The organism is Actinocrinis sp. (assembly GCF_035605935.1).
Lineage (GTDB): Bacteria > Actinomycetota > Actinomycetes > Streptomycetales > Catenulisporaceae > Actinocrinis.
The window spans coordinates 1-24,466 of record NZ_DATNGK010000322.1; the positions used below are offsets into that span (position 1 = coordinate 1).

At 69.7% G+C, this 24,466-nt stretch carries 21 protein-coding genes; 4 read left to right on the plus strand and 17 right to left on the minus strand.

Annotated features, from left to right (window positions below; translation table 11 throughout):
• Nucleotides 1–164: 164 nt before the first annotated feature.
• The 11 genes from VN779_RS25865 to VN779_RS25915 all read right to left on the minus strand — a co-directional run bounded on the left by VN779_RS25865 (nucleotide 165) and on the right by VN779_RS25915 (nucleotide 11,844).
• Nucleotides 165–1,202 carry an SCO2521 family protein gene (locus VN779_RS25865; protein ID WP_325727902.1) on the minus strand — a complete coding sequence of 346 codons (1,038 nt, stop codon included), beginning with the start codon at nucleotides 1,200–1,202 and terminating at the stop codon, nucleotides 165–167.
• Between the two features lie 2 nt (nucleotides 1,203–1,204).
• The gene (locus VN779_RS25870) at nucleotides 1,205–2,158 is read right to left on the minus strand and encodes an SCO2522 family protein (protein ID WP_325727904.1); all 954 of its coding nucleotides are present in this window, start codon (nucleotides 2,156–2,158) and stop codon (nucleotides 1,205–1,207) included.
• A gap of 5 nt (nucleotides 2,159–2,163) precedes the next feature.
• Complete coding sequence (locus VN779_RS25875) at nucleotides 2,164–3,078, minus strand: SCO2523 family variant P-loop protein (protein ID WP_325727906.1); 915 nt, start codon at nucleotides 3,076–3,078, stop codon at nucleotides 2,164–2,166.
• A 7-nt stretch (nucleotides 3,079–3,085) separates the two neighbouring features.
• Nucleotides 3,086–4,951, minus strand: coding sequence for an SCO2524 family protein (locus VN779_RS25880; protein ID WP_325727908.1), 1,866 nt, complete (start codon nucleotides 4,949–4,951; stop codon nucleotides 3,086–3,088).
• A gap of 177 nt (nucleotides 4,952–5,128) precedes the next feature.
• A complete protein-coding gene (locus tag VN779_RS25885) occupies nucleotides 5,129–5,902 on the minus strand; it encodes an SCO2525 family SAM-dependent methyltransferase (protein WP_325727910.1) in 774 nt (257 codons plus the stop codon).
• Nucleotides 5,880–6,938, minus strand: a complete 1,059-nt coding sequence (locus tag VN779_RS25890; protein ID WP_325727911.1) for a DMT family transporter — start codon at nucleotides 6,936–6,938, stop codon at nucleotides 5,880–5,882. Before VN779_RS25890 ends, VN779_RS25885 begins: the two co-directional genes overlap by 23 nt.
• Entirely contained in the window at nucleotides 6,939–8,714 is a 1,776-nt protein-coding gene (pknB, locus tag VN779_RS25895; RefSeq protein ID WP_325727913.1) for a Stk1 family PASTA domain-containing Ser/Thr kinase, read from the minus strand.
• Nucleotides 8,715–8,826: 112 nt separating this feature from the next.
• Nucleotides 8,827–9,627 (minus strand): thiazole synthase, encoded by an 801-nt coding sequence (locus tag VN779_RS25900; protein WP_325727915.1) that lies wholly within the window; start codon nucleotides 9,625–9,627, stop codon nucleotides 8,827–8,829.
• A 39-nt stretch (nucleotides 9,628–9,666) separates the two neighbouring features.
• Nucleotides 9,667–9,882, minus strand: coding sequence for a sulfur carrier protein ThiS (gene thiS / locus VN779_RS25905; RefSeq protein ID WP_325727917.1), 216 nt, complete (start codon nucleotides 9,880–9,882; stop codon nucleotides 9,667–9,669).
• Complete coding sequence (gene thiO, locus VN779_RS25910; RefSeq protein WP_325727919.1) at nucleotides 9,879–11,087, minus strand: glycine oxidase ThiO; 1,209 nt, start codon at nucleotides 11,085–11,087, stop codon at nucleotides 9,879–9,881. Before thiO ends, thiS begins: the two co-directional genes overlap by 4 nt.
• A 208-nt stretch (nucleotides 11,088–11,295) precedes the next feature.
• Entirely contained in the window at nucleotides 11,296–11,844 is a 549-nt protein-coding gene (locus VN779_RS25915) for a hypothetical protein (RefSeq protein WP_325727921.1), read from the minus strand.
• Nucleotides 11,845–11,997: 153 nt separating this feature from the next.
• On the opposite strand from VN779_RS25915, the gene VN779_RS25920 reads away from it, so the two are divergent.
• Together VN779_RS25920 and thiE are read left to right on the plus strand one after the other, a co-directional pair.
• On the plus strand, nucleotides 11,998–12,363 hold the full coding sequence (locus VN779_RS25920; RefSeq protein WP_325727923.1) for an Rv2175c family DNA-binding protein: 366 nt from the start codon (nucleotides 11,998–12,000) through the stop codon (nucleotides 12,361–12,363).
• A gap of 3 nt (nucleotides 12,364–12,366) precedes the next feature.
• Nucleotides 12,367–13,035: a thiamine phosphate synthase gene (thiE, locus tag VN779_RS25925; protein WP_325727925.1), complete on the plus strand. Its 669-nt coding sequence runs from the start codon at nucleotides 12,367–12,369 to the stop codon at nucleotides 13,033–13,035.
• A gap of 189 nt (nucleotides 13,036–13,224) precedes the next feature.
• On the opposite strand, the gene VN779_RS25930 is transcribed toward thiE, so the two are convergent.
• Complete coding sequence (locus VN779_RS25930; RefSeq protein ID WP_325727926.1) at nucleotides 13,225–13,923, minus strand: hypothetical protein; 699 nt, start codon at nucleotides 13,921–13,923, stop codon at nucleotides 13,225–13,227.
• A 236-nt stretch (nucleotides 13,924–14,159) separates the two neighbouring features.
• Between VN779_RS25930 and VN779_RS25935 the strand changes: the two genes are divergently transcribed.
• Nucleotides 14,160–15,788, plus strand: coding sequence for an MFS transporter (locus VN779_RS25935; protein WP_325727928.1), 1,629 nt, complete (start codon nucleotides 14,160–14,162; stop codon nucleotides 15,786–15,788).
• 56 nt (nucleotides 15,789–15,844) lie between these two features.
• On the plus strand, nucleotides 15,845–16,570 hold the full coding sequence (locus VN779_RS25940) for a TetR/AcrR family transcriptional regulator (protein ID WP_325727930.1): 726 nt from the start codon (nucleotides 15,845–15,847) through the stop codon (nucleotides 16,568–16,570).
• A 46-nt stretch (nucleotides 16,571–16,616) separates the two neighbouring features.
• Here VN779_RS25940 and VN779_RS25945 read toward each other — a convergent pair whose 3' ends face one another.
• From VN779_RS25945 to VN779_RS25965, 5 genes are all read right to left on the minus strand, one after another.
• Nucleotides 16,617–18,383, minus strand: coding sequence for an NAD+ synthase (locus VN779_RS25945; protein WP_325727932.1), 1,767 nt, complete (start codon nucleotides 18,381–18,383; stop codon nucleotides 16,617–16,619).
• Nucleotides 18,384–18,468: 85 nt separating this feature from the next.
• Nucleotides 18,469–20,745 (minus strand): ArnT family glycosyltransferase, encoded by a 2,277-nt coding sequence (locus tag VN779_RS25950; protein ID WP_325727935.1) that lies wholly within the window; start codon nucleotides 20,743–20,745, stop codon nucleotides 18,469–18,471.
• A 13-nt stretch (nucleotides 20,746–20,758) separates the two neighbouring features.
• Nucleotides 20,759–21,997, minus strand: a complete 1,239-nt coding sequence (locus VN779_RS25955; RefSeq protein WP_325727937.1) for a bifunctional glycosyltransferase family 2/GtrA family protein — start codon at nucleotides 21,995–21,997, stop codon at nucleotides 20,759–20,761.
• A gap of 648 nt (nucleotides 21,998–22,645) precedes the next feature.
• Nucleotides 22,646–23,149: a ribonuclease domain-containing protein gene (locus tag VN779_RS26730; RefSeq protein WP_414639757.1), complete on the minus strand. Its 504-nt coding sequence runs from the start codon at nucleotides 23,147–23,149 to the stop codon at nucleotides 22,646–22,648.
• A gap of 36 nt (nucleotides 23,150–23,185) precedes the next feature.
• Entirely contained in the window at nucleotides 23,186–24,319 is a 1,134-nt protein-coding gene (locus VN779_RS25965) for a polyprenyl synthetase family protein (protein ID WP_349260946.1), read from the minus strand.
• Between the last annotated feature and the right edge of the window lie 147 nt (nucleotides 24,320–24,466).

Below are 24,466 nucleotides of genomic sequence, written 5' to 3' on the forward strand. Positions count from 1 at the left end.
GAATGAGGAGCGCGAAGATGCTCCGGCGCCTTGCCAGGCCCGCCGCTTGGCCGATTCGCTGTGCCGTACCCGACAATTGCGGCAATCCGCCGCTGATAGTGCGTGACGTTAGACCCCAAAATGGGATCAGACGCCCTCTTAGGCGGCAAGGGCGTCTATGGCACCTACGTGCGGTGCGGCGGAGCAGTGCGCTCGAAGGAGCTGAGCAGCTGCAGCGTGTGCAGCGAGAGCTGGTCACGCACCCAGCCGACGGACGTGTCCCACTGCCGGCTGAACCCGGGTCGCCGCTCGAACCCCTCCCACACCTCTTCCAGCTCCGGTGGCACCCGTGCGGCGGGCATCCAGAGGTGAAGCAGGTTGCTGACGGTCGGATTCAGCTCACTGATCGATCGCGTCAGATCACCGGAGACGGAGCGGATCCGCTCGATGCGCTGGGTGAGCGTGGTGAGCACCCAGTCGTGCAGCGCGAGGTCGCGGACGAGTTCGAGCACTGCGTCGGCGCGATACGCCTCGCGCAGCTCGTAGGGCACGAGCAGACTGATCGCGCGGATGTTGTCATGGCGCAGCTCGAAGTTGGCCTGCGGGGTCTTGCGGTCATCGTTTTCCGCGACATACAGCGCGGTCCAGCGGGTGCGCGTCCACTGCGACTTGATCGGCGGGCGGCCGTCAAGCAACGGGGAGGACTGAAGCCGCCGGGCCAGTCGCTCGCACACCGCGCCCACGTCCAGGCATCCGGCCGGGCTTTCGGTCAGCCCGGCGAATCCCGCCGCTAGGTCACCGGCGTCCGCGCGGCCCAGGGTCTCGAGCCGGCCCGGATGAGCGGTGTAGTGCGACCACGGCTGGCGGCGTTGCGAACCGGTCGCGTCGATCCGGGTGAACGTCGAGGTCTGCAGGATGCGGCCGCCGGTGACCGCGGCGTGTGTGAGCAGCGTGCCCACCGCGCGCACCCGCGCCCCTTTCGACGTCAGGACATTGCAGTCCACGCCGTTGACGACGTCGGGGGAGAGCGCGTGGTCGATCGGCCGCTGCGACTCGAGCACCGGCTCGCCGGGCAGCAGATCGAGCAGCCGGGCCGTCGCGTCGCGGGTCAGGCTGGCGCCGTGGCGCAGCAGTCCGGTGCGGACCTCGCCGACCGCCACGGTCACCCGCGCCGCGGTATCGCCCGGCGCCGCGGGGTAACTGGGGCTAGCCTGCGTGCGCATGATCAGAAATCCGTCATGAACGTGTACGCGATCCGGCCGGTCACTTCCGGTGCGAGCTGCATGCCCTCCTGGTCCGCGCGTTGCAGCACCCGCTCCATCACCTCGTCGTCCTGGCCGACCTGGTCCAGGATCACCCGTACCGCGTGCTCGATGCCGAGGAAGCGGTTGTCCAGCAGGGAAAGCGTGCGGTAGCCGTGGAACGGCATCGCGCTCGGGTTGAGCTGCATCACCGCCGGCATCGCAGACCATTCACTCGGCAGTTCCTCCGGCAGCGGCCGCGGCTGGATGATCGTGCGGCCGTGATCGCGCAGCAGGCCGAGCCGGGAGAGCTGCCAGACCGCGGCCAGCATCGGACAGGACCACAGCCGCGAGCCGTCCTTCTCCTGCGACCACAGCTGCACGTCCACGAAGATCGAGTGCGTCCGCGCCTCGGCTTCGACCGGCGGCTGCCAGCGCTGAACGCGCAGCGCCTCGGCGGGACCGGCCGGGGAGCGCTGGCCGTTGGACAGCCAACCCGACTCGGCCACGGGCGGACGCGAGCCGTCGGTGCCCTCAACCGGAACCGAGACCAGCCGGCCCGCCACGATCGCCGCGACCTCGACCCCGTCGCTCACCGCGCAGGCCGATTCGCGCGCCACGTAGTCGACTCGCACCTCCTCCCGCGCCGCGGCCTCGCGCAGCATCGGAATCAGGTCGGCCGGTGGGATCAGCTCGCTGAAATAGTCGTCGACCAGGAAGCAGGTGCTGATGCGCGGGCGCTTGGTCAGGCCGCGCGAGGTGAAGGTGTGCACGGCGGTCTGGAACCACGGCGCGACCTGCGCTATCCGGGAGCGCAGATGCCGCTCGCCCAGTAGGAAGTCCTCCATGTAGAGGTGGTCGAGTTCGACGGACAGGTGCGAGTACGCGACGTCCTGCACCCGCCGCAGCGTCGTGGTCTCCCGGAAACTGGTGTCCATCGCGGTCAGATCGATTCCCAGACCGCGGGGTCGGTGATCGCCTGCGCCAGCGACTCGTACGCCTCGACGGTCTTCTTGTTCGCGATGCCCAGCGTGTTCACATCCCGATCGGTGATCAGCTGTTCGCGCCACTGGAGCACCGCGTCGAGGTTCACGCTGCCCAGCCGCACCGAGCGGCCCAGGTTCAGCCGCGCCGCCAGGCTCTCCAGGTCCCGGTCCATCTCGAACAGCCAGTTCTGCTGGGCCGGTTCCAGATAGGCGTTCGCGCTCGAATGCGGATCGATGTACGCCGTGCGCACGAACCGGATCAGGGTACGCATGACGTCTTTGTCATGGCCCGTGGACGTTGCCGAACTCAGCAGGCCGCGCTCGCCGTACACGAGGTCGGCCGCGGCCCGCACGTGCTGCCTGGTCCAGCGGTGGAAGACCAGCCAGCGGGCCGGGACCATGCTCAGCGCCGGCCGCGCGGTGCACTGCAGCGCCAGCTCCACGGCGAACGACCGGCCGGCGCTCAGGTCCACCAGGATCAGGTCGAACTCCTCGTCCAGTTTGATGAACAGCTGGGTGCACAGGTCCACCGTCGTCTTGTCCACGTTGAACTCGCCGCCGCCCCGGCTGCCCGGCAGCAGCACGAGCGAGCCCGCGCCTGGCGGCTGTCCCGAGCCGCCCACCTTCGACTCGGTCCAGACGTTGATGCGCTGCGCCTGGGCCGCGCGTCCGCCGAGGAAGTCGTGCAGCCCGTTGCCGATCACGCCGTCGATCGCGCTCTCCACGTCGAAGATGGTGCCGATCGTCGGGGAGCCGAAGTCGAAGTCGAGGTAGCAGGTGTTGTACCCGCGCAGTGCGGCACGGTAGGCGAGGTTCGTGCTGGTCACAGACCGGCCGGTCCCGCCTTTGTGCGACACGGAGAAGATGATCATCAGTTGGCTACTCCCGGCCGCCGCGGGCGTCGAGACGCGCTTGTGAGTTCTTATCCAGCTGTGCGACCGCGTTCACGCACAGCGCGATCGCCGTGGACGGCTGGGCGTCGATCAGGGCTCTGGCTCGTTGCAGCGAGGTGCGGATCTCTTCGAGGCCGCGCTGCATCGGCGAGGCGCTGAGCGCGGGCGTGCTCATCTGCTGCTGGTTGAGCAGGAACTCCGCCTCGCTGACCATTGCGGCGGCGGTATCGCTGAGCACCTCGCTGTGCGTCTGACGGGTGTTCAGCGCATTCGCCGAGGAGATCAGCGCGTCTACGATCCGCGCGTTCGTGGACCACAGCGGCTCGTCGTACCGCACGTTGATGCCGTCATAGGCCCGGCCGGGGTCGTCCCACAGCCCGGAAGCCTTACCGCCGTCGATCCGCCTGGAGGTCAGGTGGTTCCACAGCTGCGTGGCCAGGCCGAGGAGCCGGTCACGGGTCCTCGGGTCGATGGTCAGCTCGGCCAGCTGCGTGGTGCGCTTAAGCAGCACCGGCGCGAAGTCCGCGAGCTGATACGCCATCGGAGAGCCCATTTCCTCCGAGCCTTCGAGCTCGATCTTGAGGCCGGGCTCGTGCAGCGCGAGCGCCGGATCGTCACGCAGCGCGCGACGGGTGATCCGGGACCGGGTGGCCAGCTCGGCCAGCAGCGGTTCGACCCGCTGCAGATCCGCCTCGCTGGCGGTGCGCTGGCGCAGATCCTGGATCAGCAGGCCGGAGACCGCGAGGCTGTAGTAGTCGTTCTCGGTGTCGTCCACCGTGCGCCAGGGCAGGTCTTCCAGCGGCCAGCGGCCCTCGCCGAACCTGGCGAGCCGGGACCAGTAGATCTGGGTCAGGTCACGGCGCAGGCCGAGGGCCGTGGCCAGGCGGTCCTGCAGCGGATTCAGCAGGCCGAGCACGCGCACGCGGTCGCGGGTCAGCTGCTCGATCGCGTCCAGAGCCATCAACGTGAAGTAGAGGAAGGGCGCCGACAGCGCGATTCCATCGCGCTGAGTCGTCGCGATCCCGGCGGCCTCGTCCAGCTCGACCGGCGGCGCGTCCTTCGCGATGCCCCAGGTCCAGCCGAGCTCGAACAGCACGCTCGGGTCGTCGATCCCGGACTCGATGGTCACACCGAGCCGGGCCTCGCTCAGCCGGCCGCGCACCTCGTTCATCCGCCGGTTGAACCCGCTGATGACCAGCTGGGTGTCGCCGCTCTCGCCCTGATCGAGCATCCGGATCAGGTTGCGGCCTTCCGGCGTGTCCGGCTCGATCAGGTTGGTGGTGAAGCCTCGGGTCAAGCCGACCAGCGCGCCGGTCAGCCGCTCGTCGACCCGGCGGCGCAACTCCGTCGCGCGCTTGAGCCAGCTTCCGCGCGCGGTGGTGCGCTCGTAATCCTGCAGGAACTCCAGCGCGGACAGGCACAGGGTGATCGAGGTGGTGAACGAGACCAGCAGGTCCAGGTCGCGCTGCTCGGCGGAGAGCTTGTCGCCGGTCTTCCACGGGATGAACGCGCTGCCGCCGGCGAAGGAGGGCGGACCGTTGGGAACGGTGTAGCGGCCGAGGTAGTCCTCGAGGATCTCGATGATCGCGCGCGGGATCTGCGACTCGCTGCCGAAGCCGTGCAGCGCCGCCTTGGCGTCCTCGGAGGTCTCGTCCGGGTCCGCGAGCCGCAGCGCCGAGAGCGCCGTGGCCGGCTGGAGCACGCACAGCAGCTGTTCGGCGTCGGCGATCGAGTTCGGCTCCTGCCGGCCCTGCCAGCGCCATTTGCGATCCTGCATCGCGAAGTCGCCGACCGCGCTCCACACCTCAAGCAGCCGCCGGCGCGGTTCGATGTTCTCGACGTTCGCTCTCATCGGCGCTCCGAACGTGGCGTGGGCGGGAACGAAGTGCGGGTGAGCGTCCGGCCCGGCGGGTCCCTGCCCCGTCAGACCTCGAAGTCAGCGGCGAGAGTCTATCGGTTCGGCCCGGTCGGCTCGAAGCGCTCTGAATCATCGTACGTCGCGTGTCGGGGCGTCAGGTGGTCATTTGGATCAGGTCGTTATTCCCAGCGCCAGCAGCATTCCGCTGTAGCCGCGACGCAGCGGTTGGGCGCCGGTGGGGATCCGGTGGATGCACACCTCCGTCGCTCGGTTCGCGAGGCAGTCGCGCAACTCCGTTGCGCCGACGCCCACCGCGGGGAACGGGACGCCCGCTATCTCATAGCCCTGTGAATACTCCATGAAAGCGGCCGCGAACGGCGCGCCGGGACGCAGCGCCCGCAGGAATCGGGAGACCGCGCGGTCGAACTCGGCGTAGTCGGCCGTGATCGACTCGGCGACGAAGAACATCGTGCCCAGGTCCCAGGTCTGCGCTGGCAGGTCGAAGACGCTGCCGTGCTGTATCCGGCCGCGTTCGGCGAGCCAGCCGCGGGCCTGCTCGAAGCGGCCGCGGCAGTCCTGGGGGGAGATCCGCTCCCAGTAAGGCCGCCAGATCTCGCCGCAGTGCGCCAGGTGTGAGCGCAGCCAGGCGATGTTGCTGTGGGAGTAGTCGACGAGGGTGACGCTGCGGCACAGCGGCAGCATCGCGAGGCCGGGATACAAGTTAGGTCCGCAGCCGACGTCGATGCCGTGCGCTCCCGAGCCCTTCACTGCCGCCGCGCCGTTCACAGCGCCCGGGCGGCCGGCGTGTTCGGCGAACCAGGCCTGAGTCAGGGCCAGGATCTCCTCGTCGTCCGCGCGCAGGCGCGAATAGTTGTGTACGAGGTAGTCGAAGGGGTCGAACGCGTCCCACGGATATTCGGAGTTACGGGTCGGTGCCGCGCGCATCTGATCCATGGATGGTGGCCATCGCTCGCAGTCGCAGTGTCTGAGTGTGCGGTGTCGACGAGGATCGTGTCGACGAGTACTGATTGTCTCGGCACCATAGCAGATCTCGATCAGGCTCCGACGTCTCGCGCGGCGGGTCGGCAGGGTTGGGCCGCAGCTCAACGAGGTACATCGCTACCAGTACGAGCGCGGCGCCGAAGTACCCGCGCGCCGGTAAGTGCTCACCGGCGAGCCGGGCGGCCAACGCGCCGAACACCGGTTCCATCGTCATCACCACCGCGGTCCGGGTTGCCGAGATCCGCCGCTGCGCGAAGGTCTGCACGAAAAACGCGGCGGCTGTGCACAGCAGCGCGGTGTACCCGAGGGTGAGCCAATCTTGACCGCGGCTTGGCAACCCGATCGCGCCACGGCCGAGCGCCGACGGCAGCCCGACGAGGAGGCACACGGCCGTCGTCGTCGCGAGCTGCACGACGGCCAGCGCGTACGGATCGTGCTGCTCGGTCCACGCGCCGACCGCCGTGATGTGGGCGGCCCAGCCCACCGCGCAGAGCAGGGTGAGCAGCTCGCCGGTCCCGATCAGGCCGCTGCCCGGGAGATCGAGCGTCAGCAGGCCGAGGCCGATCGTGGCCAGCGCGGCCCCGGCCCAGGTGGCCGCCGCGATCCGGGTGCGCAGCACCAGCGCGCTGAGGGCCGGGGTGAAGACCACGAACAGGCCGGTGATGAATGCGGACACTGATGCCGGGGTGGTGCGCAGGCCATAGGTCTGGGTCAGGCAGCTGAACGCGAGGATCAGGCCGATGAGCACTCCGTGCCGCCAGCCGGTGCGGCCGAGTGCGCGCAGCGCGCGGGGCCGGATCGCGAGCAGCACGGCGGTCGCGAGCGCGAAGCGTTCGAACATCAGGTCCGCGACCGGCACCTCGGCGAGCGCGTCCTTGGTCAGCACGAAGGAGCCGCCCCAGACCAGCGTGACACCGAGCAGTCCGGCCGTGGCGGAAGCCGTTCCGCGCGATGGCGCGGAATACGGGTCTCGTCGCATCTAGAAGATGTACAGCGTGATCGTCGAGCCGTAGTCGACGCTGGAGCCGCCGCCTGGCGACTGCCGGCCGACGCTGTCGACGAACGGGAGCAGCCGCGTGGTCTGCACGCTGAAGCCCTGCGCCTCGAGCGCGGCAGTGGCGTCCTCGACCGTCATGCCGGTCACGTCACGCACCACGACCTGCTTCGGGCCGCTGGAGATGGTCAGCGTGATCGTGCTGCCCGCGGGCGCCGATCCCTTCGGCGTGTAGGAGACCACCGAGCCCTTCGGTACGGTGCCCGAGGAGGCTTGGTCCGTGGCCACGGCCACTGTGAAACCACGCTGCTTGAGCGCGTTGGTCGCGTCGTCCTGGTTCTGGCCGGACACGTTCGGGACCGTGATGTCCTGCTGCCCCTTCGACACGGTCAGCGTGATCACAGCGCCCTGCTTCACCGGCGTTCCGGGACTAGGCGAGACCGAGACCACGTCGCCGACCGCCACCTTGTCGCTGTACGTGGTGGCTATCGTGTACTTGAGCCCGTCGTTCGCCAGCGTGTTCGTAGCCTGAGACTGGGTGAGGCCGACCAGGTTCGGGGTGTTCTCGAACGCCAGGCGGCCGTACAGCCAGGCGCCTATTCCGGCCGCCGCGGCCAGGATCAGTATCACCACGAAGATGATCAGACCCTTGTGTGAGCGGCGCGGTGGTGCGTCATCCACGACATAACCCTGACGCGGCGATGTGCGCGGCCTGATATTCGGCTGGGCGGCGGCGAAGTTCCTCGTTGGCTCCGCGGTGCGGGTCGGTTCCGGGGGCAGCGGCAGCGTCGACTCGGGACCGGGGCGCGCGCCGAAGTTCAGCGCGGTGTCCGGCAGGTTCGCGTACACGGCGCGCACCTGCTCGCGGAACGCGGTCGCGTCGGCCGGCCGGACGTTCGGGTCGCGCGCGGTGGCCGAGGCGACCAGGGCGTCGAGCGCCGGGTCGAGACCCGGCAGCAGCAGGGAGGGCGCCGGGACCCGCTCGGTGACGTGCCGCCGCGCGATCTCCATCGGGCTGCCGCCGGTGAACGGCTTGCGCCCGGTGAGTAGCTCGAACAGCACGATCCCGGCCGAGTACACGTCGGAGCGCGCGTCGCAGGTCCCGCTCTGCACCAATTCCGGGGCGAGGTAGGAGACGGTGCCGATCAGGCCGCCGCCGGGTACTGCGCCGCCGAGCGAGGAAGCCAGGGTGGTCCCCGGCCCCTGGTCGGCGGTCGCGGTGCGGGCCAGGCCGAAGTCGGTGACCTTGACCGCTGCCGCGTAAGAGCCCTGCCGGCTGTTCAGCACCGCGTCGTTGAGCAGCACATTCTCCGGCTTGACGTCCCGGTGCACGATTCCGGCGCGGTGCGCCGCGGCCAGGCCGGCCAGCATCGCGTCCAGCACCTCAAGCGCCTCGCGCGGGGCCAGCCGGCCACGGCGGCCAAGCAGCTGGCGCAGCGTCTCGCCGGGGACGTACTCCATCGCCAGGTACGCCAGCGGCGGCTGACCGGACTGGTCGTAGACGGCGACAATGTTCGGGTGACTGAGCCGTGCGGCTGACTTCGCCTCGCGGATGAAGCGGGCGACGTACTCGGGGTGCCGGGCCAGCTCGGGGTCTATCACCTTGAGCGCGACGAGCCGGTCAAGCCGGTTGTCCCAGGCGCGATACACGGTCGCCATACCGCCTTGGGCAAGGCGGGACTGCACGGCGTACCGGCCGTCGAGCGTCCGCCCGATCAGCGCGCCGTCCAGCACCGATCCATGCCGCGAAGGAGCCTCCACGTTCACCGAGTGTAGGCGGTGCTTGCGACAGCGGGGTCTGCCGAAACGCGACTGTGTCGAAGCTGGTACGGCAGGGCTCGAACGCCCGCGGTCCGACGGGGGAAATGCCTGCTCAGAAGGCTGGAGTCTCGGCGAGGCCGGGGGAGGAGGCGCGGGCGTGGAAGCGCTGCGGGATGCGTCCGGCCAGGTGCGCGAGCCGCCCGGCGGTCACCGCGTGCCGCATCGCCGCCGCCATCCGGGCCGGGTTCTGGGCTCTGGTGACCGCCGAAGCCAGCAGCACGGCTGAGCAGCCCAGTTCCATCGCGAGCGCGGCGTCGGAGGCGGTACCGATTCCGGCGTCGAGGATCACCGGCACGCTCGCGCCGCGCACGATCAGTTCCAGGTTGTGCGGGTTGCGGATGCCCAGACCCGAGCCGATCGGTGCTCCGAGCGGCATCACAGCTACGCAGCCGGCCTGTTCGAGGCGGCGCGCGAGCACCGGATCGTCGTTCGTGTAGGGCAGCACGGTGAACCCATCGGCGACAAGGGTCTGTGCCGCGTCGAGCAGCTCGACGGGATCGGGTAGCAGCGTGTCCTCGTCGGCGACGACTTCGAGCTTCACCCAGTCGGTCTCCAGCGCCTCGCGCGCCATGCGTGCGGTACGCACAGCCTCGCGTGCGGTATGGCAACCGGCGGTGTTAGGCAGCACCTGGATTTTGAGCGCGGTGAGCAGATCAAGCACTGACCCGGCGGTACCCGGAGCTACGCGCCGTAGCGCGACGGTGGTCAGCTCGGTGCCTGAAGCGACGAGGGCATCCTCAAGAGCAACGAGGCTGGGAGCGCCGCCGGTGCCCATGATCAGCCGCGAGGCGAAGGACTTTCCGGCGAGCTCGAATGTGTCGGTGGCATGCGCGAGCGCTGCACTTTCAGGCACTGCTCCCCCTCGTTTTCGCCGCAGTTATCAACGCTGTCTTCATCCGCCCTGAACTGCCGTCAGGATTTCGATCTCGTCGCCGTCACGCAGGCGTCTGGAATCCCATTCGGTGCGCGGTACGACGGCGTCGCCGACCGCTACAGCGATACCTGTCCGGCTAGGGCGCAGTTGGCTGACGACCGCGCCGAGCGTGGTGTCCGCGGGATAGGACTCAGACTGTCCGTTCACCACGACACGTATGGGCGTCATGGTCATGCAAACGCGGCCTTCTTCGCGAACCGCCCGAGTTCCTTGCCGAAGCGCTGCGGTACGAAGGCGGCGGCCTCCTCAGGCAGCTGCCCGGTTACCAGGCACTCGGCGATCGCGTCAGCCGTGATTGGCGTGAGCAGCACGCCGTTGCGGAAGTGTCCAGTGGCCGCGATCAGGCCTGGCAGATCGGTGGCACCGAGAATCGGTGCGTTATCCGGTGAACCGGGCCGCAGGCCCGCACGTACTTCCGTGAGTGGCAGCTCACCGACATCAGGCACGAGACCGTGTGCGGCGCGCAGCAGTTCGTAGACGCCGCCCGCAGTCACCTGCGTGTCAAAGCCCTGCTCTTCAACGGTCGCGCCGATGACCAGTTCACCATGCTCGCGCGGCACCAAGTACACCTGCCGCCCGCGCACCACACCGCGTACCGCGTGGCTGAGGAAAGGCGCCGCGCTCGCGGGCACCGAGAGGCGCAGAATCTGGCCTTTGACCGGCCGGATCGGCGGCAGCACTCCGGAAGGCAGGCCCGGGATCGAGGTCGAGCGGCAACCGGCGGCCAGCACGACGCGCTGGGCGTGCAGGATCCGGCCGTCAGCCAGCCGCACACCGGCGGCCGCGTCGTGCTCGATCAGCAGTTCCGCGACGCGCTCGCGATGCAGTTGCACGTGCGCGCGGCCGATCGCGGTGAGCAGCGCCGCGATCAGCATCCGGTTGTCGATCTGATGATCACCCGAGACCAGCAGGCCCGACTGCACGTCCGGAGCCAGCAGCGGCTCATGGGCGCGGCACTCGCGGCCGGTCAGCGGCTCGGAGGCGAGCCCGAGGCGCTGGTGGAATTCGGCCAGATCGGCCAGGACCGCCCGGTCGCCGGAGTCGAACGCGACGGCGAGCGTGCCGCCGGCCGAAAAACCGGCCGAGGTGCCCGAGACCTCTTCCAGTTCGGCGACGAATTCGGGGTATCGGCGGGCCGAGGCGAGATTCAGCCGCAGCAGCTGTTCCTCGCCGTAATGGGCCTCGGTGACCGGGGCCAGCATTCCCGCCGCGGCATGCGAGGCGCCCGAACCGGGTTCGGGATCGACCAGCGCCACCCGAACTCCCCGTTGGGCAGCTCGCCAGGCGACCGCCAGTCCGATCACCCCGGCGCCGACGATCACCGCGTCGTAGTCGGTACGCGGCCGTGCGTGCGGGATGGCGATCTCAGGCGCATCCATCGTTCCGCTCCCTCCGCCCAGCTCCCAAAGGGCGCAGGGCCAGGTTCAAACGGTCGGGGGCCGCGTGCCCCCCTCTCAACCCGCCGCGGCGGGCTCCCGTGCTGCTGCTGTTCGTTACCGCAAGTCTATCCGGCGCCGCCCCGCGTAATCGGTCGCGTTGAAAAGCTCACGCGGGCAGGACGGCGCCGTGGACGTGCGGCATGGGTGCTCAGCCCGCGGCGGCCGGGGGTGCGGTCAGACCGGGGGCGATGATGTTGAACCAGGCCAGGATCGCCAGCAGCAGGCCGATCGCGCCGAGGATCAGGCCGCCGAGGGCGGTGGCGCGAGCCCAGCCGGGGGTCTTGCCGCTCAGCAGCAGCGCCGGGGAGGCCAGCACGCCGGCGCCGAACAGCAGCGCGGCGAGCGCGAAGATGCCGCCGAGCGCCGCCTGGCCGTGCCAGCTGCTGTGGAACGCGTCGAGCGAGGCCTGCGTGCTCTGCGTCTTGGTCTTGAGCTCGGCGACGTACTCGGCGCGCGCGCCGTACACGGTGCCGAGCCAGCCGCCGGTCAGCGAGACGATGGCGAGCACGAGAGAGGTGAGGCCGAAGGCTCCGGAGACGAAGCCGGAACCGACCGGCTCGTCGCCGTCGTCATCTCCCTCGTCGAACTCGGCGAGTTCCTCGGGCTGCTCCGGCTCCGCGATCTCGGGCTCGGAGACGGCGGTCGAGACGGTCTCCGTCTCGGACTCCTCGCCGTTCTGGGTCGTGGTGTTTTCCATAGGCCGACACCCTAGGGCTTTTTGCTGAGCGTGGGGTAAACCCGGGGCTGGAAGTTTCCGCCGATCGGCCGTCGTTGCGATTCCGGGCCGCGATCATCCCGTGGCGTGGCTATCCGTTGGGCTGTGTCGTATAGCCATGGCAATCTGGATACCGTGACATCCCTTTCCGCCGAGCTCGAAGAGCTCGTTCCCGCCTGGCTCACCCTGCCCGAGGTCGCCGAGCGCCTCTCCCTTCCGGTCAGCCGCGCCCGTCAGCTGCTCAAGGAGCGCCAGCTGCTGGCGGTGCGCCGGCCCGAATCGAAGGTCCTCTCGGTGCCTGCGGCCTTCCTCGACGGCCCGCAGATCCTCAAGGGGCTGCCCGGCACCCTCACCCTGCTGGCGGACAACCGCTTCTCCGAAGAGGAGGCGCTGCGCTGGCTGTTCACCCCGGATGAGTCGCTGCCCGGTACCCCGGTGGAGGCGCTGGCGCAGAATCGGGGCACCGAGGTGCGCCGCCGCGCGCACGCGCTCGGTTTCTGATCAGTGGCGATAGTTGACGGCGCCGCCCGCCTGTATCTGTGCACTGACGGCAGGCGGGCCCGCGGCGATCTGGCCGAATTCCTGGACGCGGTGCTCTCCCGGGGCGTCGACATCATCCAACTGCGCGAGAAGGGCCTGGAAGCGCGCCGCGAACTGGCCCTGCTCGAGCAGTTTGCCGAGGCCTGCGCGCGGCACGGCAAGCTGCTCGCGGTCAATGACCGGGCAGACGTGGCCGTCGCGGCGGGCGCACCGGTACTGCATCTCGGCCAGGACGACCTGCCGACGCCGTTCGCGCGCCGCATCGCCGGGCCGGGCGTCGTGCTCGGCCGCTCGACGCACAGCGAGCAGCAGGTCGACGCGGCGCTGGCTGACCCGCTGACCGGATATTTCTGCGTCGGCCCGTGCTGGCCGACACCGACCAAACCCGGTCGCGCGGCGCCCGGGCTGGGCCTAGTGCAATACGCAGCCAAGATGGCCCCGCCGCAAGACCCGTCGGCGCTGCCGTGGTTCGCGATCGGCGGCATCGACCTCGAGACGGTCGATCACGTCATCGCGGCGGGCGCGCGCAGGGTGGTCGTGGTCCGCGCGATCACCGAGGCGGCGGATCCCGGGGCCGCAGCGGCCGAACTCGCCGCCCGTGTCCGCGCCGCGGATCGGGTCGGTGGACCGTGACGGCTGCTAGGGCGCGTTTGAGAAGTATCGCCGGGGCCGCGGCGCCTGCCCCGCACGCTCGCTGTGTTGGCGAAGCACCCACAGACGACCCGGTATGAGGGTGCTCCGCCGCCTTGCGATCGCACGCGCCAGACGCCGCGGCCTTATCCGACGCTACTTCTCAAACGCGCCCTAGTCGCCGAGCGCCGGTCAGCCGCAGAAGATCAGGAAGCAGGTCCTGGTCGAGGAGGCACGCGGCGTCGGGCTTGGGCTGGCCGAGCGGGTAGCCGTCGCGCTGGCCGTGCCCGTCGCCGCCTTGGTCTGCGTCGCGCTCGGGGTGGGGGAGTGGCTCGGCGTAGCGGAGCGCGAAGGACTCGCGGTGACCGAGAGGCTGGTGCCGATAGTGCCGTTGGCTCGGCCGGTGGAGGTGGCGCCCGGCGAGGAAACCGGGATCACGTTGGCCGCCCCGCCCTTCGCCGTCGAGTCGCCGCCGCCCTGGAAAGTCATGAAACCGATCGCCCCGACGGCCACCGCCGCCGCGGTCGCGCCGCCGAGCAGGACGGAGCGCTTCTTGCGCCGCGCCGCCTTCGCGCGTGCCTGGCTCGCGGTGGACTGGCTCGCCCGGCCGGGCGAGCGGCGGTCCCGGCGACGCGCGCCCGGCCCAGTCGTCGCCGCGTGCGCCGGTGCCGGCTCCCAGACCGCCTTGATCGCAGGCCCCTGATCAGACGCTGCGTCAGGTCCGGCGGTCGGAATCAGTTCCGCCGAGCCCTGATAGTCCAGTCGGCGGCGGAATTCCGCGGCCTGGCCTGGATCGATTCCCAACTGCCGGGTACGCTGGCGCGGCTCAGAGCCCTGAGCCCACGGCTCGTCGTCCCGGTGTCTCTCGGATCGCCGGTATGCCTCGCTCACAGTGGGCGTGACCCTACCAAACCCCGTTGGCACGCAACACCAGCCCCACCCTTCATTGCCGACTCATTGCCTCGTCTTGAGCCGTCCGCTCCGCGCCCGGCTGCGTCGCCTTCGTGCAAAGATACGGAACGGTTGCGTATTGGAAAGTGGCAGGGTAGGCTCCCCGCATTACCGGGATTACGAAACGGAACGGTCCCGATTCATGCGGGGCCTGGGGAAACCTTGGAGGGGATCCCGTGGCACAGAACTCTCCCGCGGCGCGCGCCGCGGACGGGCCGCCCATCGCCGACGCCGGCCACCCGCGCCGCTGGCTGATCCTAGGCGTGCTGGTCTTCTCGCTACTCGTGGTCGTGCTCGACAACACGGTGCTCAACGTCGCGCTCAAGACCATCGCGCTGCCCAAGCCGGACGGCCTCGGCGCGAGCCAGTCCGACCTGGAATGGTCGATCAACTCCTACACGCTGATCTTCGCCGGACTGCTGTTCACCTGGGGCATCCTGGCCGACCGGCTGGGCCGCAAGCGGATCCTGATGCTCGGCATGGTGCTGTTCGGCATCACCTCGGTGCTGTGCGCCTATGCCGGCAGCCCCGGCGAACTGATCGCCGCGCGGGCCGCGATGGGCTTCGCCGGCGCCGCGATCATGCCCAGCACCCTCGCCGTGATCGCCAACGTCTTCCCCCGCCAGGAGCAGGGCAAGGCCATCGGCGTGTGGGCCGGCTCCGTCGGCCTCGCGGTCGCCATCGGCCCGGTGGTCGGCGGCGCGCTGCTGGACAGCTTCTGGTGGGGCTCGGTCTTCCTGATCAACGTGCCGATCATCATCATCGGCCTGATCGCGATGACCGTCATCGTCCCCGAGTCGCGCAATCCGAACCCGGGCAAGCTGGACCCGGCCGGCGTGCTGCTCTCCATGGCGGGCCTGGTCATCTTCGTCTACGGCGTCATCCACGGCGGCGACACCGGCGACTGGGGCAAGCCCGCGGTCTGGGGCCCGCTGGTGATCGGCGTGGCGCTGCTGGCGCTGTTCGTGGTCTGGGAACGCAACACCGACCACCCCGCGCTGGACGTGCGGTTGTTCAGCAACCGGCCGTTCTCCGCGGCCGTGATCTCCGTCGCGCTGTCCTTCTTCGCGATGATGGGCAGCCTGTTCTTCCTGACCTTCTACCTCCAGTCGGTGCGCGGATACACGCCGCTGCAGGCGGGCCTCTGGGTGCTGCCGTTCGCGGCCGCTCAGGTGATCTTCTCGCCACTGTCCGCGAATGTCGTCAACAGGTTCGGGGCGCGCTCGGTCTCCTTCAGCGGCCTGCTGCTGATCGCGGTCGCGCTGTCGCTGTATCAGTTCATCGGCGTGCACTCGGCGATGTGGGTCTACGGCGTGATCGCGGCGCTCCAAGGCGTCGCGATGGCGCTGGTCATGCCGCCGGCGACCACGACGGTCATGACCTCGCTGCCACGCGAGCGCGCCGGGATCGGCTCCTCGATCAACAACACGGTCCGTCAGGTCGGCGGCGCGCTCGGCGTCGCGGTCCTGGGCACGGTGCTCACCTCGGCGTACCGCAGCCGCATCGAGCCGGTGCTGACCGGATCCGGAGTGCCGTCGGGTGTCGCGCACAACGTCAGCAGCTCGATCGAGGCGACGCAGGGCTTTGTCGCGCAGTCCGCGGCGCAGCACCCGCAGGCCACCCAGCTGCTGGGCCCCGCCAACAACGCGTTCGTGCACGCGCTGCACGTCTCGACGCTGTGCGCCTCGGGGGTCGCCGTAGTGGCCGCGCTGCTGGTGCTCGCCTGGTTGCCGCGCCGCGGCGCGGGAAGTGGTTCCGGTGCCACTCATGGCGCGCCTCAGACCGCCCAAAGCGTGAGCGCATAGGGTCATGAGGTCAATCTTGGAGGACGGTTCCGAGCCGGATAGATGAGCACTCGACGATGAAGATGAAGGACGAGGTCCAGCCCGGTCCGCCCGCGCCCGCAGCAGCGGCGCGGCGGCCGGGTCGGCCGCGCAGCGACCAGGCCGAGGAGGCGATCCTCGACGCCGTGTTCACCCTGTTCTCCGAGGGCGCCACCTTCGACGCGCTCTCGATGGAGATGATCGCGGGCGAGGCGAAGGTCGGGAAGGCCACCATCTACCGGCGCTGGCCCAACAAGGAGGCGCTGGTCATCGACGCGATCTGCCGCCGCCTGCATCCGGACGCGGAGAAATTCGCGCCGCCCGGCGCCTCGGTGCGCGAGGATCTCATCTTCCTGCTCGAGAAGATGCGCCGGCACCTGCAGGAGGAGAGCAGTGGCTCGGCGTACAACGTGCTGACGAACGTGGGCAAGGCGAACCCGTTGCTGTACCGCCGGTACCACGAGGTGGTCATCGAGCCGCGCCGGGACCTGTATCGCAGGGTGCTGCAGCGCGGCATCGCGACCGGGGAACTGCGCGCCGACCTCGATGTCGAGCGCACGATGCTGATCCTGACCTCGACCATGCTGAACGTCACCCGCCACCCGCTGGGAGATCCGGTGGGCCGGGAGTTCAGCGTCGGCCTCACCGACGATCTGCTGCGCGGCGCGGCACCGAGGTCAACCGACGCGGACGCGGTACGCGTGGCAGGCGTCGACAAGCCGGTGAAGGTCAAGCGCGGCGGTACCGAGCCCGTCAGCGCGTAAGCACGGTGCCCAGACGCGCTTGAGCCGAACCTGACCAGAGGACCCGTCAGGCGCTCTCGCGCCACCGGGAGGTAATCGGCAGCCGCCGGTCCCGCCCGAAGGCCTTGGCCGAGATCTTGGTGCCCGGCGGGTACTGCCGGCGCTTGTACTCGGCCGTGTCGGTCAGTTTGAGCACCCGCTGCACCAGCTCCGGATCGAAGCCGCGCGCCTCGATCTCCTCGCGGCCGTGATCGCCGTTGACGTAAAGCTCCAGGATCTCGTCGAGCACCTCGTAGGGCGGCAGCGAGTCGGTGTCCCGCTGGCCCGGCCGTAGCTCGGCGCTCGGCTCCTTCTCGATCGAGTTGCGCGGGATCGGCGCAATCTCACCGCGCCGCTCCGCCTCCTCGTCGCGCCACCTGGCCAGCGCCCACACCAGCGTCTTCGACACGTCCTTGATCGGCCCGAACGCGCCGACCGCGTCCCCGTAAAGGGTCGAGTAGCCAACCGCGAGTTCCGACTTGTTGCCGGTCGCCAGCACCAGGTGCCCGCGTTGGTTCGAAAGCGCCATCAGCGCCGTGCCGCGCACCCGCGCCTGAAGGTTCTCCTCGGCGAGGCCGGTGAGCGCGGTGCCCGAGTCGGCGAGGGTCTTGAGGTACGCCTCGACCATCGGCGCGATCGGGACGGTCTCGTAGTGCAGGCCGGTGCGCCGGGCCATGTCCCCGGCGTCGTCCTTGGAGTGGTCCGAGGAGTAGCGGCTGGGCAGCGAGACGCCATACACGTTCTGCGGGCGGAGCGCGTCGCAGGCGATCGCCGCGACCAACGCCGAGTCGATGCCGCCGGAGAGCCCGAGCAACACAGTCGAGAAACCGTTCTTGCGCACGTAATCGCGCAGACCGGTGACGAGCGCCTGGTAGATCTCGCCGAGGTCGTCGAGGCGCGGGGCGATCACGGCCGGACGCGGCTCGTACGGTTCGGCGGGGCCGGTCGAGGCGACGACGCGGCGGATCGCCAGGCCATTGCTGGCGATCGCGTCCTGCGCCGGGCCTTCGGCCGCCGGGAGTTCGAGGTCGAGGACGAACAGCTCCTCAGTGAACTGACCCGCGCGGGCGAGCACCTGTCCGTCCGCCGCGACGACGAGGGTGTCACCGTCGAAGACCAGCTCGTCCTGGCCGCCGACCTGGTTCACGTAGACGACGGGGCAACCGGCCTCGGCGGCGCGCCTGGCCAGCAGGTCGTGCCGCACGTCGTCCTTGTTCAGTTCGTACGGCGAGGCGTTGATCGACAGCAGCAGCCCGGCGTTCGCCTCGGCCACCGCGGCGACCGGTCCGCCGTCCTGCCACAGGTCCTCGCAGATGACCAGCGCGACGTCGATCCCGCGCACGCGCACCACCGGCAGCACGTCGCCGGGCACGAAGTACCGGTACTCATCGAACACGCCGTAGTTCGGCAGGTGGTGCTTGGCCGAGCGCACCAGCACCGAGCCGCGGTGGATCACAGCGGCCGCGTCCAGCGGAGAGCCGGCGGGACGGCCGATGCGCGGCGCGTCGTCCGCGATGCCGTCGAGGTACCCGGCGATCACCACCAGCTCGCCGAGCCCTTCCTGCGCGAGCCGGGTAGCGAGCTGATCGAGGGCGGCGCGGGCGGCCTGCACGAACGAGGGGCGCAGCGCGAGGTCCTCGATCGGGTAGCCGGTGAGCGCCATCTCGGGCGCGGCCAGGATGTGCGCACCGTCCGCGGCCGCCTTGCGGGCCGAGTCGAGGATCAGTGCCGCGTTCCCGGCGAGGTCGCCGACGGTCGGGTTGATCTGTGCCAGAGCGATCCGCAGCTGCGCCATGACCCAAGCATACGCCCCTTCTCGTCGTACTGACGAGAAGGGGCGCTGTGCTCTGCGCCACGTGGCTGCGGATCTTAGCTGGCAATCAAGCGGAGCTCGCCGATGACGAGGTCGAACTCGAGGCGCCGCTGGCGGTGCATGCGTAGAGGCCTGATCCGGAGGTCGAAGTCGTCGTCGATGAGCCGCTGGACGAACCGCCGTACGCGCTGGCTGAGACCGCGGTGCAGTGCTGCGTCACCCAGGTCTGCACCTGGCTGGTCGCCGAGTTGCCGCCGCCGGGACCGCCGAAGCCGCCGCCTCCCATGCCGCCACCGAGCATCACGTACTTCAGCTCACCGGAGGCCACGAGCTGCTGAAGCTTGGCCGCGGTCATCGCCGGGTCGCTGCCGGTGAAGCCCCACATGGAGATCACGTCGCGCCCGGTCTGCAGCTCGATCGACGCGGCCGAGTTCGAGTTGGCCACCGCGATCAGCCACTTCGCCGAACCCTGATGCGCTTCGAGATAGCTGATCATCGCGGCGGAAAGCTGCGAGCCGCCGCCCGGCAGGCCACCCGAGAAGCCGCCGCTTCCGGCTCCTGAGCCGGATGACAGGCCGGGGAGGTCGCCGGGCAGGGCATCCTGGCTGCTTTGCCCGCCCTGGCTCTGTCCACTCTGCCCCGGTAGGCCGAACGGACCGCCGAAACCGCCTTGGCCGCTGCCGCTTCCGGGCGCGGAACCGGAGCCACCGCCGAACGACGGCAGCTCACCGGCCTGTCCGCCCGGCGCTCCTTGGCCGCCGAAGTCACCTCGTCCGAGGCCCGCGAACGCACCGCCGGGACCTCCCATCGAGCCGTTCGATGGACCGGCCAGTGGGTTGGTCCCGTTGACCGTGGAGTTCGCCGCGGAAGCCGCGAACGCCGCCGGCCCGGCAAGCCCGGCGACCAGCAGCGCCGCCAGACCCACCGCGCCGAGCCGCGCGCGCTGGCCTGGCCGCAGCCGCACGGCGATCAGCGCCGCGACCGCGACGATCGCCGCCAGCGCGATGATCGGCACCAGCCACGTCGCGTAGGAGGCTCGGTGCAGCAACGCGATCGACCACAGTGCACTGATACCGACCGCAATCGGGATCGCCAGCCATGCCCAGTTGCGTTCGTGCATCCGCTGCCAGACCACGGAGCCTCCGCCGCCGACGAGCGCACCGATCGCCGGAGCCAGCGTCGTGACGTAGTACGGGTGCATCGTGCCCTGTTGATATGAGAACACGACGAAGTGGACGGCCAGCCACAGCCCCCACAACAGCAGTGACGCACGAACCGGGTCCGTGCGCGGCGCCTTGCCGCGCAACACCAGCGCCGCGACGCCGAGGATCGCAGCCGCGGGCAGCAGCCAGGAGATCTGCGCGCCGAGGATGTCGTTGAACAGCCGGCCGAAGCCCGAGGTCCCGGAGAAGCTCGCGCCGCCGCCTGCGCCGCCGTTGCCGGACTCGTTCCCGGTGATGCGGCCCAAGCCGTTGTAGCCGATCACCAGGTCCCACACCGAGTTCGTCCACGAACCGCCGATGTACGGACGCGAACTCGCCGCAATGGCGTCGACGATCAACATCCACCAGAACGACGCGAGTGCGAGCACACCGGTGAAGATTGTCAGCTGCCTGATGCGGCGCCAGAACCCGCCCTCGGCCGCGAACAGGTACACCAGCACCAGCGCCGGCAGCACGATGTACGCCTGGAGCATCTTGGTGTTGAATGCGCAGCCGAGCATCACGGCCGCCCACAGCAAGGGGCGCAGCCGCTTGGTCCGCATCGCTTCCAGCGTGAACCACGCCCCGAGCGTCATCAACAGCACGAGCACCGGGTCCGGGTTGTTGTCCCGGTTGATCGCCACGGTGATCGGAGTCAGGGCCATGACGAGCGCGGCCACCGCGGCTGCGGCGTGCCCGAAGGTTCGGCGCACCGCCGAGTAGAGCACGCCGACTGCGGCAACGCCGCACACTGCGATAGGCGCCAGCATCGCGAAGCTGGAGAACCCGAAGATCCGGGTGGAGATCTCCATCACCCACAGCGCGAACGGCGGCTTGTCCACGGTGATGAAGTTCCCTGAGTCGAGCGAGCCGAAGAACATCGCGGACCAGCTCTTGGTCCCGCTCTGCACCGCGCCCGCGTAGAACTCGTTCGCGTATCCGTTGGCGGTCAGGCCCCAGAAGTACAGCATCGCGCTGAGCCCGAGGATCGCCAGCAATGCGGGTCTGGCCCATCGAGGGTCCTCGGGCCGGCCGAGGTAAGCGCGCCGCAACCGCGAGCGCTTGGCCTGCGGTCCTGGGATGGCAGCGAACGGCGCCGGCCAGGTGATTTCCTCCGGCACCACCGGAAGCTGGTCAGTCATCTGAGATACTCCGCTACGGGCGCTCGGGCTGACCGGTGCGCCGGGGATTGAATACCCAGGCCCGCATCAGCAGGAATCGGACGAGGGTGGCCATCGCGTTCGCCGCGATGAGAGTGGCCAGCTCGACCGCGTGGGACGTGGCCGGCGCGGCGGCGTGCAGCACCGCGAGCGCGCCATTGGTAAGGGCGAGACCGATGAGGAACGCGACGCCGCCTTCGACCTGGTGTCGCAGGGCGCTGGTACTGCCTCGCACGCCGAAGGTATAGCGCCGGTTGGCGGCCGTGTTGGCGATCGCGGTGAGCGCCAGCGCGAGGGTGTTGGCGAGGTAGGCCGGGCAGACGGCGCGCAGCACCCAATACAGCAGCAGGTAGGCGAGAGTGCTGGCGACGCCGATGACCGCGAAGCTCGGCAGCTGGTTTCGCATGCCCTGCGGCAGTTGTGCGGCCAGCACCCGCGCCTGGACCGGCGCCTTGACGCCGCCGCGAAGTGCCTGGCGGCCGACCCGCCACATGCCACGCAGGTCTTCGAGGGCGGTCTGCACGATGTCCACCCTGCTGTCCGGATCGTCAACCCAGTCCACCGGGACCTCATGGATGCGCAGCCCGCTGCGCTCGGCGAGCAGCAGCAGTTCGGTGTCGAAGAACCAGGCCTGATCCTGCACCTGCGGAAGCAGAGCCTTGATGATCTCGGTACGCCCGGCTTTGAAGCCGCACTGCGCGTCCGAGAAGCGGGCGGCCATCGCCGAGCGCAGCATCAGGTTGTAGGTGCGGGAGATGAACTCGCGCTTCGGCCCGCGCACCACGGCCGCGCCGCGCGCCAGCCGGGAGCCGATCGCCAGGTCTGAGTGCCCTGACATGAGTGGCGCGATCAGCGGGAGGAAGGCGTCAAGGCCGGTCGAGAGGTCGACGTCCATGTACGCGACGACTTCAGCGTCGCTGGCCTCCCAGACGGTGCGCAGCGCGCGGCCGCGGCCTTTCTGGTCGAGATGTACCGCGTCGACGTGCGGATAACGCTCCGACAGGTCGAGGGCTACCGCCCACGTTTCGTCTGTTGAGGCGTTGTCCGCGATCGTGATGCGAAAGGGGTAGGGCAGGCTCTCGGCAAGATAGGTGTGAAGGCGGTCGACGCTGTCGGCCAGCACCAGCTGCTCGTTGTAGACGGGGATCACGATCTCCACGAGGCGGGTGCGCTGCCGGGGCGGCAGGGCGCCGTCGTCGAGGCCGGGCGGTCGGTCGTAGATCACTTGGCTCATGTCGAACCACGGTTGTGCCGGCCCGTTCAGCTGCCGTGAGTCCTACCTGAGCCTTCGATGAAAATCGGCGCGCCGGCGGTGGACGGACCGCGCCGGAAAATGAGGCGGCCTCGTCGCACGGGGGAGCGACGAGGCCGCGGCGGAGAGTTGTCGAGGACTCTCCGCGGGCGTCGGAGGGGTTCGCCGCCACGGTCCCGGGGGAGGACACAACGGGCGGCGAGGGGCGGTTCCGACGCCGAGCGGTGCGGGGATCCCCACGGGGGGAGGGACCACGCACGCACCGTGGTTAGGCGTCTGACCCCCACGGGGGGAGGGGCCGACGCCCGGACGCGCTCCGGCATGATCCCCACGGGGGGAGGGACCCACCTGCACGCGTCACTCGGGGCGAGGCCCCATCGCACGGGGGGACGACGAGGCCTCGAAGAGGATTATTCATGGGCCTTCAGCGCTTGGCGACCCTTTCGACAAAACTTCTCGCTCGGGAGGCCGCCCTTCACCCAGCGTGACGGCAATTTGCCGGTTTTGCCGGATTTGAAGCTTTCAGACTTCAGCGGGGCGTGACTCTGAGTCGACGATTCGTCGGTAACCAAAAGTGGTCGAGTAGGCAGCGTATGTTCCCGGGCGAGTTTCCTTGCCGACCGCAATACCTCAGCTCGCGCAAGCAATCCAGTCGAACGTGGCGTAGTGGTCCGCGGTGTAGAAATCCTCGCCGCCGGCCCCGGTTACCACGCGGCGCGCGCCACGGGTACCGGAGCCTGGGGTCACGACGGTGAATTCGTGGTAGTAGCCGTAGCGCTCGCGGGGGAGCGCGCCGCTGTAGTTGCCGTAGACCGTGTCGTCTTCGGTGTAGGGGTAAGGGCCGCCCGCTGCGACCAGCCGCAGCGTCGCGATCGCCTGCGAAGGCAGCTGACTGACCGTGAGGACGGCCATCCCGGTGGGCGCAGTACCCGAGGCCGAACACGCGACGCCAGTTGGACCAGCCGATCCGACATGATGCGCCGGTGCAGCCCCGGCCGCGCTCGCACAGCCCGAGAGCACCAGCACGGCCGCAGCAACCGCGCCTGCGGCCACTTTCACCTGCGCTGCTGGTCCAACTCTCGACTCTCGCCAAGTATGTCCAGCTCCGGCGCCATCACTTCTCCGCAAACCCATACGCACGCGGACATTGTCGCCCGTCCGCGCGTCGCGTCACCCGTGCCGCGCCGTCGCCGCCACCGCCAGCTCGCCCAACACCTCGCGTGCTTCGGCGGTGACCGGTGCCTCGTCGAGCGCGGCCAGGGCGGTCTGTGTCAGTTCGCTGATCCTCGCCTCGACTTCGGCCAGCGCGCCCGTCTGCGCGATGACTGAGCGCAGGGTCTCGACGCCGGCTTCATCGAGCCGCGCATCGCCGAGCCCGGTGCGCAGCGCCTTGGTCTGTGCCCGCGTCGCTTGCTGCGCCGCGAGTGCGACCAGCACCGTCTGCTTGCCTTCGCGCAGGTCGTCGCCGGCTGGCTTCCCGGTCGCGGCCGGGTCGCCGAACACGCCGAGAACGTCGTCGCGCAGCTGGAACGCCTCGCCCAGCGGCAGTCCGTAGCGTGAGAGCGCGGCGGCGAGCGGGCTGTCCGCCGTGCCGGTCGCCAGCGCCGCGCCGAGCTGGAGCGGCCGCTCGATGGTGTACTTCGCCGACTTGAACCGCAGCACGGTACGCGCTCGCGCCAGCGACTCCTGCGGCGTCGAGACCGACAGCCCGCGCGCCTGCGCGAGCACGTCGAGGTACTGCCCCGCCATCACCTCGGAACGCATCAGATCGAACACGGGCCGGGCCGCCTGGATTCGGACCGCCTCGAGCCCGCACCGGGTGAACAGTTCGTCGCACCAGGTCAACGTGATATCCCCGAGGAGCACGGCCGCCGCGGCGCCGAATCGCTCCGGCTCACCCTCCCAGCCGCCGTCCCGATGCAAGCGCTCGAAGCGGCGGTGAATGGCAGGAGCACCGCGCCTGGTGTCTGAGCCGTCGATGTAGTCGTCGTGGATCAGCGCGGACGCCTGGAGCAGTTCCAGCGAGGCAGCGGCCCGCACCGCGGCAGCTTCAGCCGCCCCGGAGCCGGTGCCGAGCCGGTCGCCCTCGGCAACGCCGCCGTTGCCATCGCCGTAGTCACCGCCGTGGTCTCCGCCCGCCGCACGCCATCCCCAGTAGCAGAACGCCGGTCGCATCCGCTTTCCGCCCTCCAGGAACTCGCGCAGCGCCGCGATGACCGGAGCCAGGTCCGCGCTCACCTCGGCCAGCAGCGTCTCCTGGCGATCGAGGAAGACGGTCAGCTCGGCGCAGACCCGAGCGCGCAGGTCGTACCGGTCGAGCGCAGGAAGATCCTGGGGATCGCGCGGTCCGGCGGCAGGGGCGGGGGCAAGGCCGTTCACGTGCTCGTCTTTCACAAAACCCGAGCCTACGTCGTCTCATTCGCTGAAACGGCCCTGGTACCCCCTAGGCCG